This window comes from Corynebacterium sp. HMSC078A10, assembly GCF_001811565.1.
Classification (GTDB): Bacteria; Actinomycetota; Actinomycetes; order Mycobacteriales; family Mycobacteriaceae; genus Corynebacterium; species Corynebacterium hesseae.
In genome coordinates this window covers 1,120-1,472 of record NZ_KV805219.1, presented here as the reverse complement: position 1 = coordinate 1,472, position 353 = coordinate 1,120, and the positions used below count along the sequence as shown (strand labels likewise).

The following is a 353-nucleotide window of genomic DNA, read 5'->3' as shown; positions in this document are numbered from 1 at the left end:
GATTCGACTGCCCCGAAGAATCCGATTAAGAAGTTTGACGAGGCCGATAAAATCGCAGTCGTCCACGCCAGACAACAGTTAATGGAGCAAGGCTTGGATTATGGGCCTTGGTCGATCTACTACTTTTTGTTCGACACTGTAGGCGCAGATTACACCCCATCGCGTTCTACAATCGCCTCGTGGCTGCATGAACTGGGATTTGTTGATGCCAATGCCCGCAAACGGCCACGCAGCTCCTATAAGCGCTTCGCCCGTGATCGCGTCGGTGAACTCTGGCAAATCGATGGACTAGTCTATCGCCTCTTTGACCATGCCCACACACATGTCACGATTTACCAGATTATCGATGATGC

General features: G+C 51.3%; 1 pseudogene. It reads left to right on the top strand.

Features of this window, described 5'->3' with window-relative positions:
• Positions 1-353: pseudogene (locus HMPREF2808_RS13995) on the top strand (transposase); the annotation flags it as partial.